The 11,313-nt window shown below is 70.2% G+C and carries 11 protein-coding genes; 5 read left to right on the top strand and 6 right to left on the bottom strand.

Features of this window, described 5'->3' with window-relative positions; all coding sequences use genetic code 11:
- Positions 1-72 precede the first annotated feature (72 nt).
- Positions 73-1,653, top strand: coding sequence for an IS1182 family transposase (locus tag BZY54_RS28155; protein ID WP_086728144.1), 1,581 nt, complete (start codon positions 73-75; stop codon positions 1,651-1,653).
- 86 nt (positions 1,654-1,739) lie between these two features.
- On the opposite strand, the gene BZY54_RS28160 is transcribed toward BZY54_RS28155, so the two are convergent.
- Positions 1,740-2,186: an anthrone oxygenase family protein gene (locus BZY54_RS28160; RefSeq protein WP_086728145.1), complete on the bottom strand. Its 447-nt coding sequence runs from the start codon at positions 2,184-2,186 to the stop codon at positions 1,740-1,742.
- A gap of 54 nt (positions 2,187-2,240) precedes the next feature.
- Positions 2,241-2,810 (bottom strand): dihydrofolate reductase family protein, encoded by a 570-nt coding sequence (locus BZY54_RS28165; protein ID WP_086728146.1) that lies wholly within the window; start codon positions 2,808-2,810, stop codon positions 2,241-2,243.
- A 147-nt stretch (positions 2,811-2,957) separates the two neighbouring features.
- Between BZY54_RS28165 and BZY54_RS28170 the strand changes: the two genes are divergently transcribed.
- Together BZY54_RS28170 and BZY54_RS28175 are read left to right on the top strand one after the other, a co-directional pair.
- Positions 2,958-3,539 carry a TetR/AcrR family transcriptional regulator gene (locus tag BZY54_RS28170; RefSeq protein WP_086728147.1) on the top strand — a complete coding sequence of 194 codons (582 nt, stop codon included), beginning with the start codon at positions 2,958-2,960 and terminating at the stop codon, positions 3,537-3,539.
- 214 nt (positions 3,540-3,753) lie between these two features.
- Positions 3,754-4,722, top strand: coding sequence for a DUF4331 family protein (locus BZY54_RS28175; RefSeq protein ID WP_086728154.1), 969 nt, complete (start codon positions 3,754-3,756; stop codon positions 4,720-4,722).
- 79 nt (positions 4,723-4,801) lie between these two features.
- Here the strand turns inward: BZY54_RS28175 and BZY54_RS28180 are convergent, their stop codons facing one another.
- A complete protein-coding gene (locus BZY54_RS28180; RefSeq protein WP_086728148.1) occupies positions 4,802-5,740 on the bottom strand; it encodes a MerR family transcriptional regulator in 939 nt (312 codons plus the stop codon).
- Positions 5,741-5,875: 135 nt separating this feature from the next.
- Here BZY54_RS28180 and BZY54_RS28185 point away from each other — a divergent pair, with 135 nt between their 5' ends.
- Together BZY54_RS28185 and BZY54_RS28190 are read left to right on the top strand one after the other, a co-directional pair.
- Positions 5,876-6,652, top strand: a complete 777-nt coding sequence (locus BZY54_RS28185; protein ID WP_086728149.1) for a methyltransferase domain-containing protein — start codon at positions 5,876-5,878, stop codon at positions 6,650-6,652.
- 737 nt (positions 6,653-7,389) lie between these two features.
- Positions 7,390-8,361 (top strand): class I SAM-dependent methyltransferase, encoded by a 972-nt coding sequence (locus tag BZY54_RS28190; RefSeq protein ID WP_086728150.1) that lies wholly within the window; start codon positions 7,390-7,392, stop codon positions 8,359-8,361.
- 119 nt (positions 8,362-8,480) lie between these two features.
- Here BZY54_RS28190 and BZY54_RS28195 read toward each other — a convergent pair whose 3' ends face one another.
- The 3 genes from BZY54_RS28195 to BZY54_RS28205 all read right to left on the bottom strand — a co-directional run bounded on the left by BZY54_RS28195 (position 8,481) and on the right by BZY54_RS28205 (position 10,391).
- On the bottom strand, positions 8,481-8,867 hold the full coding sequence (locus BZY54_RS28195; RefSeq protein WP_086728151.1) for a VOC family protein: 387 nt from the start codon (positions 8,865-8,867) through the stop codon (positions 8,481-8,483).
- A 181-nt stretch (positions 8,868-9,048) separates the two neighbouring features.
- The gene (locus BZY54_RS28200) at positions 9,049-9,768 is read right to left on the bottom strand and encodes a DinB family protein (protein WP_086728152.1); all 720 of its coding nucleotides are present in this window, start codon (positions 9,766-9,768) and stop codon (positions 9,049-9,051) included.
- Positions 9,769-9,965: 197 nt separating this feature from the next.
- On the bottom strand, positions 9,966-10,391 hold the full coding sequence (locus BZY54_RS28205) for a cupin domain-containing protein (protein ID WP_086728153.1): 426 nt from the start codon (positions 10,389-10,391) through the stop codon (positions 9,966-9,968).
- Positions 10,392-11,313: the final 922 nt, after the last annotated feature.

Below are 11,313 nucleotides of genomic sequence, written 5' to 3' on the forward strand. Positions count from 1 at the left end.
TAGAAGGCTCATGAAGATCTTGGGGTTCTGGCTCCGCCGCGTGAGCGGCGGGGCCAGACTCGTTTCGTGGTGATGGGGGAATGGGCCGGGGACACGGTCGGGCCGGATGTGTGGGAGACCTGCCGGGAGTTGATCCCGGCTGGGAGCGTGTTCGCGTTCCTGGCCGAGCATCGTGGTGCGCTGTTCCCGGCGGAGATGTTCGCGGACATGTACCCGTCGGCGAACGGACGACCGAGCATGCCGCCGCAGATCCTCGCCGCGGCGATCACACTGCAGGCCCTGCACGGGCTGTCGGACTTCGAAACGGTTCAGGAACTGCGGTGTGACCTGCGGTGGAAGGCCGCGTGCGGGCTGGGCCTGAACGACATGGCCTTCGACCCGTCGCTGCTCGCCTACTTCCGCCGCCGCCTGGCCCGCTCCGCCCGGCCCGACCGCGTCTTCGAGGCCGTGCGCGAGGTGGTGAAGGCCACCGGTGTCCTGGGCGGCAAGCACCGGCGGGCCTTGGACTCCACCGTGCTGGACGACGCGGTGGCCACCCAGGACACCGTCACCCAGCTCATCGCCGCCGTCCGCGCGGTGATCCGCGAAGTGCCCCTCGCCCCCGAGGTCGCTGCCCTGCAGTGCACCGCGCACGACTACACCGATCCCGGCAAACCCCGCATCGCCTGGAACGACCAGCAGGCCCGCGCCGACCTCGTCGACGCCCTGGTCGGTGACGCGCTCAGGCTGCTGGGCCACCTGCCCGACCAACAGTTGGGCGAGAAGGCCGCGAACGCGGTCGGCATCCTGGCGCTGGTCGCAGGACAAGACGTGGAGCCGGCCGAGGACTCCGACGGCCGCGACGGACGCTGGCGCATCAGCCAGGGGACCGCTCCGGGCCGCGTCGTGTCCACCGTCGACCCCGAAGCCCGCCACATCCACAAGACCCGCACCCACCAGCAGGACGGATACAAAGCCCACCTTGCCATCGAGCCCGAGACCGGCTTATACACGGCCGTGGCTCTGCGGCCCGGCGCCGGAGCCGAGCACCACGAGGCCACCGTCGGCCTGGACCTGCTGGCCGACGAGGAGAGTCCGGTGGACGCCTTCGGCGACACCGCCTACTCCGCCGGCGACATGCGCCAAGTCCTGCACCAGGCGGGGCACCGGCTGTTCTTCAAGCCCGCCCCGCTGCGGCCCGCCGTCCCCGGCGGCTTCACCCTCGACGACTTCGCCATCGACACCGCCGCCGCCACGGTCACCTGCCCCGCCAGGCACACCGTTGCCCTGTCGGATCCCGGAGGACAGCACAACCAGCGCAAGGCGGCCTTCGGGAACCTGTGCACCGGATGCCTGCTCCGCGAGCGGTGCACCAAGGCCAAAGCCGGCCGCATCCTGACCATCCGCCCCCACCACGACCTGCAGGCGGCCGCCCGCCGCCAGGCCGCCACCGACCCGGACTGGCAAGCCGACTACCGCCGCTGGCGACCACCCGTCGAACGCGCCGTCGCCTGGCTCGTCCAGCACGGCAACCGCAGACTCCGCTACCGCGGAACCATCGCCAACAACACCTGGCTCCACACCCGAGCCGCCGCCCTCAACCTCCGCCGACTGATCAACCTCGGACTCACCCACACTGACGGCCGCTGGCAACTCGCCCCGGCCACCGCATAGCGAACAGGGGCTGCCCGGCCTACGGCCGAACAGCCCCTCACCAAGATCTTCATGAGCCTTCTAGGTCCTGTCACCCGGTTCGAGTCTCAGCGGGTGGAACGGCCGTGCAGCACCAGGGCCCAGGCCAGGCAGAGGAACGCGCCGGTGGAGGTCACGGCCCGGACGACGTTCCAGGCGACCCAGGTGGACTCGAAGCGCTCTCGTACGGCGGCCAGGTCCGCTATGTGGTCGGGCCGCCCGGCGTCCGCCAGCTGGTCGTTGAGTGGGACGTTGACCGCGGAGGTGATGACGAACATCGCCAGGTACAGCACCAGCGCGGCGACGACCAGGGCGAAGACCTTCCGGTCGCCACCGGTCCACTGCGCGGCGGCGGCGACCCCCAGCGCCGCGATCGCCCCCAGGAAGCAGGTCATGAACCATCCGTTGAGGATGGCCGTGTTGATCTGCTGCATGGCGGTGACGAACGTGCGGTCGTCACCGCGGCGCAGGCCGGGCATGACTGCGTAGGCGAAGGCGGCGAACAGTCCGGCCATCAGACCGGTGCCACGGTGGCCGCCAGCAGGGACGGGGTGGCGAGTGTCCTCACGTCATTTCCTCGTGTAGGTGATCATGCTGACGCCGGAGTCGAAGCCGCGGTGCGCGATCGGCAGGAAGCCGGTGGGGGCGAACGGGCCGTCGAACAGCGGGATGCCGGTGCCGATGACGACCGGATTGCGCTTGATGACGAGTTCGTCGATCTCGTCGCGGAGCGCGGCGGCCAGCTTGCCGCCGCCGGCGAGCCAGATGTCCAGCCCGTCCTGCTTCTTCAGGTCGCGCACCAGCGCGGCCGGGTCTTCGGCGACGATCTCCACCTCGGGATCGGCGGAGGTCAGGGTGCGGGAGACGACGTACTGCCTCAGGTGGGAGTACGGGCTGGTGATGCCCGCCTTCAGGGCCGGCTCATAGGCGCCGCGACCCATGATCACGGTGTCGAAGTGCCGGTGCGGGGTGTCGGTCAGGCCGAACGGTCCACGGACGTGCGCCGGCATGGTCTCAGGATACTCGGCGAGGATCGCCTCCCGGATCTCCCCCTCGAAGGGGAGGAAGTCGTAGCTGCCGTCGGGGCCGGCGATGTAGCCGTCGAGGGTGGCGGCGACGTAGTAGGTGAGCTTGCGCATTCGGTCTCTCTTTCCTGCGGTGACGCGGCGGGACCGTGGCCTGCATGGCTCTCCCCACTTCACGCCCCATTGATGTACTGTACCTGAAGTGGTTTGACCGTAGTACTGCACCCACAGTGGTGTCAATGAGTTTTCCAGGAGCTGCCGATGCGTCAGAATCCGGCCCGCCGCACCGCGTTGCTCGACGCCGCCATCGAGGTCCTCGCCCGCGAGGGCTCCCGGGGCCTGACGCTGCGCGCCGTCGACAAGGAAGCAGCCGTGCCCACCGGGACGGCCTCCAACTACTTCACCAACCGCGCCGACATGCTGGCCCAGGTCGTGCGTCGCACCCGCGAGCGCCTGACCCCGGATCCGGCCGAGCTGGCCGACACGATGACCGCCGAGCCGTCGCACGAGCTGGTCAGGACACTGATGCTCCAGCTCGTCAAGCGCATGCGCCGTGACCGCAGCAGTCACCTGGCCATGCTGGAACTGCGTCTGGAGGCCACCCGGCGGCCCGAACTCCACACCGAGCTCACGCGTTTCCTCACCGCCGAGCTCGACGCCAACATCGACTTCCACCTGGGCAGCGGCCTGCCCGGCGACCGCTCCGGGGTGGTCCTGCTGTATCTGGCCATGCTGGGACTGATCGTCGACGACCTGACCGTCCCGGAACTCCTCACACCGCACCGGCTCGACGCCCTGGTCGACACCATGGTGACGCGTCTCCTCCCAGCGGCGCCCGCCTGACGAGGACGCCCGGGCGACAGCCGCCGGTCGGCACGCGTCGGTGCCGGCGGTGAATCAGCGGCGTCCACGGGAACGTGCCCTGGTTCCACCGGGGACGCGCCAGCGTTCCCGGGTACGCCCCTGGCCATCAGGCCGGCGCCGTACGGGTGCTTTCCCGTCCGTCCGGGCCGTGCGTCACGCCCCGTCGTGCCGCCGCGCGGACACAGTGATCGGCATGTCCCATCACCTCAGTGGCCCGAATCTGCGCTCTCCCCGGGGCGATGCCCGGCTGGACATGACGGACCTGTTCGCGTTCACGGTGCCGGGCGACCGCACCGTGCTGATCCTGAACGTCAACCCGGCCGCACCCACCGGTGGTGAGGCCTTCCACCCGGATGCCGTCTACCGCATCAACGTCGACACCGACGGCGACCACCAGGCCGACGTGGCTTTCAGCTTCGTCTTCACGGACCCCCAGAACGGCCGGCAGACGGTCACGGTCCACCGGGCCGACGGCGAACAGGCACGCTCCCACGAGGCCGGCGGGCAGCGCGTCCTCGCCGATGCGCCGGTCTCCTTCGGTGCCGAGCCGGAGGTGACCGTCTCGGGCGGGTACCGGCTCTTCGCGGGGATGCGCAGCGACCCCTTCTTCGCCGACCTGGACGGCATCCTCGCCGACTTCCAGTGGACCGGCGTCGACTGGGGAGCCGACAAGAACGTCTTCGGCATCGTGCTCGAGATGCCGAGCACCGAGCTCAGCCCCGACCCGGTGATCGGCCTGTGGGGCAGGGTGAGCCTGCGGCAGAACGGACGGCTCACCTCGGTGGACCGCGGCGCGCACCTCTCCTTGACGGCGTACTTCAACCAGGACGACGCCGCGAAGGCGGCCTACAACGAGGGCGAGCCCGCCCAGGACTGGGACACCTACCTCGAACCGTGGAGTGCCGTCCTGGCGCACACCGGCGGATACGACGCCGAGACGGCCCGCGAGACCCTGCGGACCGTGCTGCCCGACATCCTGCGCTACGACCGCTCCCGGCTGGCCCTCTATCCCAACGGCCGGACGCCGGCCGACGACATCACCTCAGCGCGCCTGAAAATGATCTCAGGCGGCAGGACCCCCACCGACCACATCGGACCGCACACCGACCTGCTGGACGAGTTCCCCTACCTCGGCACCCCGCACCCGGACCCGGCCCCCTGAGCCCGTCCCGGCGGTCGCAACCGCCCTACGGTTCCGGCAGGCCGTGCGCGCCGCCACTCACCGGACACCAGGGTCGAAATCACCGGGCCGTACGGATCCTCAGGGCCTGCACGGACCAGTCGATCAGCGGCGCCAGGGGTTCCGGAGCCGGCCAGCCGTTGATCACGGCGAGCAGGTCGAAGTACCGGTCCCGGCGTGGATCGTTCGCGGTTTCCAGGCGGCGCAGCAGCCAGCCCCGCAGCTCGGCGTCGTCGGGGCGGCCGACGGCGATCGCACACCGCGCGGTGAGCGTGGCGACGACGGGATCGGCCTGCGGTGAGCCGGGAGAGACACCGGACGCCACGGCTGCCTGCACGAGTTCGCGGGTGACGGCGACGACGTCCGGGCGCGGAGGCGTCGCGGCGTCATCAGGCGGTTCGGCCACGTGGCTCTCGACCAAGGTGCGCACCCCGGCACGAAAGTCCGTGTCCAGGGACAGCTCCGCCAGCTCCACCCAGGCTTCGACCTGTTCCTGCGTGGGGTTGTCGGGCAGCTCAGGAGTCATGGAACGCCGGATCCCGGCGCGCCCGGGGTCAGCGTGACGACCGTCGAAGACGACGTCCAGGAATTCGTCGACCAACCGGCGCCTCTCGGCCTCGGACAGCATGGCGAGGTGGTGCATACGCTCCATCTCCTCGAAGGTGGGCTCGCGTCGGGCCGCGGTGGTCAGCACCGCTTGCCGTAGACGCAGGATGCTGATCTGCACGTTCAGGGCGGCGGCATGCTCCGCGGCGACTTGGCCGAGCGTGAGCTCCTGATCGGTGACACGCCGGATCACGTCGAGGCCGAGGCCCAGGTCGCGCAGCGTCCGCACGAGGTTCAGACGGGCGACGGCATCCGGGCCGTACCGGCGGTATCCCGCGGAGGTGCGCTCGGCCGGCGTCACGATGCCGCGGTCGGAGTAGAGCCGGATCGTCTTGACCGTCAGCCCGGTGCGCCGGGCCAGTTCACCGATCGAGTAAAGGGTGCCGCCGTCCATGACCCCACCTTCGGGTCTCCCCCTGAGGGAGAGTCAAGCCCGCGTTCTACACACGCCACTCCGGCATGCGGTGCGGCCGCGCGTTCCCGTGACGCAGCGGTTGCGCAGGACAAGGCGGTCGGTTGACTGGCACGCATGACATCGACCGCGTTCGAGACGTCCAAGCCCGATGCCGTCGCCTATCTCGACCGGCTCGCCACGAGCGATCTCGGCCGCTCCTACAAGCGGCGCATGCTCGACGAACTCGATCTGCACGCCGGGCACACCGCGCTCGACCTCGGCTGCGGTCCCGGTACGGACCTCGAGACGCTCGCCGGAGCAGTCACCCCAGCGGGCGCCGTCATCGGCATCGACCACGACCAGGACATGGTGGAGGCTGCCCGGGCACGCGCCACCGGTCGGGCCGTGGTGGACGTCCGGCACGGCGACATCCACGACCTGCCGGTGCCCGACCGCACCGTCGACCGCGCCCGCACCGACCGGGTGCTGCAGCATGTCGCCGATCCCCGGGCGGCGCTCAGTGAGATCCACCGGGTTCTGCGGCCGGGCGGACGCCTCGTCATGGGCGAGCCCGACTGGGAGACCCTGACGGTCGACCACCCCGACGGCGACCTCACGCGCGCTTACACCCGCCACGTGGCCGAACGCGTGGTCCGCAACGCGGGCATCGGCAGGCAACTCGCACGCCTGGCGGCCGAGAGCGGTTTCTCCGTGCCCGAGGTCATCGCCGTCACGCCGGTCTTCCGGAACCTCCACGTCGCGGACCGGATCCTCGGTCTGGAACGGACCACTCGGCGCGCCGTCGCTGCGGGCTACTTCACCGACGAGACGGCGGAGGCCTGGCTGACCCATCTCAGGCAGGGCCCCTTTCTCGCGGCGGTGACGTTCTACATCGTCGTGGCCGAGGCGTAGTCGCGCGTCGCAGTCGCCGAGGCGGGTGCGGCGGTGGGCGCCGTCGCGCCGGCCACGGCGGTGTGCGGCACCCTGCCACCGTGGCAGGTCTGCGAACGAGCACACGTGACGCCGATGACCGCCGTGACCAGCCGCCTGGACGAGGTCGCCGGAGGGCGCGCCGGGGACGGTGACGACGATCTCGACCCGCTGCGTCGTGGCCGTCGCGGCGCCGGGCGTGGTGCGCCTCGGCGGACACCATGCGAGTCCGCTCGTACCCGGGCCCAGCAGCGGCTCGGCGAGCGGCGGCAGCGGAGCGGCGGCGCTGCCCAGCGGCCGCGGACTGCTCAGGCACCAGCGGGTCCGGCCCTGCCCGAGAGTAGCTTGCCGAAGGCGTGAAGCGCCCCCGACCGGCGTCACCGGTCAGCTGGTGGTGGGCCACGGCCGCCGCGGAACGCGGCGAGGAGTCGGGGCTGTGTCCTAACCGGTGCGCCGACCGCATCGAACACCGCTGACAGCGCAGCGGCGAGAGGCTGCGCGGGCACCCCGGCGGCCTCCCAGACCTGCCCGAAGCGCGTGAGCAGCACCAAAAGGGATCGGATGAGCAGGCCGGCGGGCCGGAAGTTGGGCAGTCATTCATCTCTTCTTGGGTTTTCAACCGACCCTCTGGGCAGGAACCGTGGTGCCCTTGCCGCCACCCCCATAGGCTTTCCGCAGGGATCCCACAGACCGTCGTACCGAGGGAGTGCCTCCGCCTCATGGCAACCATCCAGGAAGTGACGCGACCGCCCCACCGTCTCGACGACGTGCCCGGCTGGTTCCCCGTGCTCGACCAGTTGCTCTTCGACTGGTTCCTGAGCCGGCAGGAGACCGCCGGGACCCGAGGCGACCTCCTGGAGGTCGGTGTGTACATGGGCAAGAGCGCGATCTTCATCGGCCGGCACCGGCAGCCGGGTGAGAAGTACACCGTGTGCGACCTCTTCGAGGGCGACGCGCCGGACGACGCCAACCGGGCCGAGTCGAGCAAGTCCTACAGTGCGCTGACCCGGCGTGCCTTCGAGGAGAACTACCTCTCCTTCCACGACGAACTGCCCCGTGTGCTGCAGGGGCCCAGCTCCGTGGTCCCCGAAGAGGTCGAGCCTCGCTCCTGCCGGTTCGTGCACATCGACGCCTCGCACCTGTACGAGCACGTGCACGGCGACATCGGAGCCGCCCACGACGTGCTGCTGCCCGACGGCATCGTCGTCCTCGACGACTTCCGCTCCGAGCACACGCCCGGCGTGTCCATAGCCGCCTGGGAGGCCGTGCTCAACCGCGGACTCAACCCCGTCTGCCTGAGCACGCAGAAGCTCTACGGCACCTGGGGCGATCCCGAACCGGTCCGGGACGAACTCATCGCCATGGTGCAGGAGCGGTCCGACTGCCACCTCAGCATCCAGGACGCGGCCGGGCACCGGATCATCCGCCTGAAGTCCAAGGGGATGCCGGCGCCGTCCTTCCCGCTGTCCAGGCACGCCGAAGAGGCGGCCCGGACGACCTCCACGGCTTCGGAGCCGGCGCCCGCGCCGGTGCCCACGCCGGCGCCCGCCACCACGCCGGCGCCTGCTACCGCGGCCCGGCCCGCCCGGCCCGCACCCCGGCGCGGCATCCGGGCCCGCCGGCTCGCCGTCGACCTGTTGCCGCCGGTCGTCACGCGGGCGATACGCAACGCGCGCTCTGCCAGGAACTGACCTCGCTCAGGCGCGGTGCGTCCCGGGCCCTGCTCTGGAACGGGCACGGTCCGGGACGTCCCGGCGCCGGTCCGGCCGACAGGGCAGAGTGACCCACGGTCAGCGCCTGACTCCGGCTCTCAGTCCCCGCCACTCCCGTACGGCCTCGTCAGTATCTCCATGACGTGACCGTTCGGATCGTCGAAGTACGCCCCTCGGCCGCCGTCGTTGTGGTTGATCTCGCCGGGCCGGTGGTGGAACGGATCCGCCCAGTAGGTCAGGCCCGCCTCCTGAATGCGGCCGAATATCGAGTCGAAGTCGTCCTCGGAGACCAGGAAGGCGTAGTGCTGCGGCGTGACCGCCCCGGTCGTGTCCCGGTAGTCCAGGGACACGCCGTTCGGTATTTCGACGGGTGCGAACGGACCGTAGTCGGGGCTCACTTCGAGCCCCAGGATGTCGGCGAGGAACCTTGCCGAGGCGTGCTTGTCGTGTGCGGCAACGATCGTGTGGTTCAGCTCAACAGCCATGGGTCGGACCTCCTGCCCCATAGGCGCCAAGACCACTTCCCAGGTTAGGCATCCGCCGGAGCTCGCACCAAGGGGCTCCGGATCTTCCGCCTGCCCGGCCTCCGACCTGCAGCGACGCCGTCCCCGATCGCCGGTGCGTGGACCGCAAGCGCCATTGCCCACCGTCGCGGCGCGCCCGGGCCTACCCGCGAGGGGTGAAGCGGGACCGCCAGAGGTCTCGGAGGAGGGCGATCTCGGCCATGTGGTGGATGAACTCGAGGTTGGCCCCGCAGAGCACGGTGATGAACGGATCGTCGGGGTCGGAGCCGTACGGATACTGTGAGTAGCCGATCGTGTCGAGCTGCTCGTCGGTCACGGCGGCGACGTCTGCGCGCCAGCGGTCCGTCAGTGCCCAGAACCGCTCGACCGCCGAGGCGGCGCAGGGAGTGAAGTCGACCAGCAGCTTCGGCTCCTGTCGACGTTCGCCGAAGGTCCACTCCCACTGGCCGGCGAAGCAGGAGTGCAGGTGTCCCAGCCGCCACGCGATCGTGGTCACCGGTGTCGTGTCGGGCTCCGGCGGACCGCTGTGTTCGAGGACCTGCCGGACGCGCTCGACGCTCACCCCCCAGTCGTCGGCGATCTTGGTGACTGTCATGCCACCGGCCGCCTGCCGGGCGACCTCGGCGTACTCGCTCGCCGGGATCTCCGGGGCACCTTGATCGAGCACCCAGTCGCCCGGCCCGAACGCCCTGGGCGTCACCGCCTCTCCCCGGCGCCGGATGGACCAGCAACCGGGTACCGGCTCCCACAGATACTCCTCGTCGCCGAGCCCGGTCAGCCGCACCTGGGCCATCTCCCTGGCGCAGTCGAACTGGTCGAGCAGCAAGCCCAAACGGTCCGTCCGTACGCGCCAGCTCTCCATGCCCGGCCCCCTTCGCGGTCACCTGCCTCGCCACGCTCAGGCGGAGGCTAACGGCTCGCCCTCCCCCAATGCGACAGATTTCCGCGCCCACGGCGACACGCCCTCACGAACAGGCACCTGCCACTCCCCGGTGTGACGGTGCGGAACCGCGTGACGGCGCACCGTGCCGCGGCGCAAGGATGGCTTGCGGCACCGGATCAGTCGGCGGGGCGCGGGGCGCGCAGATGGGACCGCTGTGCCAGTTCCTCCTCGCCGACGAGCTCCAGCATGGGCTTGCCCGGCGCGCACAGCATGGTCACGACGAACCGGGTCCGTGCGTCCCCGAGCGCGTTGCCGTCCTGGTAATGGATCACGTCACCCCCCGGCTCCCAGAACGTCCCGCCGGCCTCGATGACGCGCTCGGGCTCGCCCTCGAGCTCGAATCGAACGGCGCCCTCGATGACGTATCCGAACGCCGGCCCCGAGTGGCGGTGCGGCGGAGTACCCGGGTCGCCAGGCTCCCACTCGACGTGGATGGTCATCGCCGAGGCGCCCTCGGGGATGGAGAGCGGTGCGGCCTCCTGGAGCATCTTCACCGCCGTCTTCCAGCTCTCCGACCGTGGCTGCTCGCTGCTCCCGGCCATGGGTTCCTCCTTCGACACTGTGCTGCACCTACGTCGATCAGTCGCGCCATCGGCCCGGACAGCGCCTGCCTGCGGGATGCATCGTCGCGCGTCCGGGTCTCGTGACCCGTCTTCCAGTGATGACCGACCGCGAGACCGATCCGTGGCAGGCGTGACGGCGCCGCCGCTCGGGCAACCCGTTCGGCCCTCGTGGGCTCCTCTCGAACGCTCACGAGCTCGTCGGTGACGTTCAGAGCACCTGGCTGTGGCCACGATGGCCGCGCCGGGTACGCGACGGGCGCGAGGTTCCGGCTCACCTGCCGTGCCGTGACGGCTGACCGCGAGTGTCACCTGACCGGTGCTCAGATGGATTGGGGGGACGACTCGTTCGGCATCGCCGAGGTCGGCACAGGGACGGGACAGGCGGCGCGCCGGATGCCGCAGGGGCGCTCGGCAGGTGACGGTGCGTCTGCGGCCGATGACGCAGGCTCATGCAGGCATGGCGGTGATGCCGCGTCGTGCCGCTGTCCACGCCTGATCAGTCGCCCTCACTCCCACACCGGCCCGCATGTCAAGCAGCGACTCGCCGACAGTTCCCAGCCACCCGTCCCACCCGAGGAGTGAGGGAGCGTCAGAAGATCACCTTGACGGGCTAATAGTCAGTCAATCACCAAAATTCACAGGTGATTTGAGGCACGACCGGTCCTCCCCGCAATGAGCCACAGATGCCATGAATACCCCGATTGGCCCCCTTGGAGCACCACATCCGATCCATCCGAAATGACAGCTTCGGGAGGCGTCAGTACGTTCAATCTCACCGGCCCCCCACAGCCGGGTCTCTGACTCTCAGACACGAAAAGGCACCACCATGATCATGAACCGCTCTCACGCGATCACCGCAGGCATCGCGGCCGCCGCGGCTCTGACCGCGACCGGCATCACC

The sequence above is a fragment of the Streptomyces carpinensis genome, assembly GCF_002154505.1.
Taxonomy (GTDB): Bacteria; Actinomycetota; Actinomycetes; order Streptomycetales; family Streptomycetaceae; genus Streptomyces; species Streptomyces carpinensis.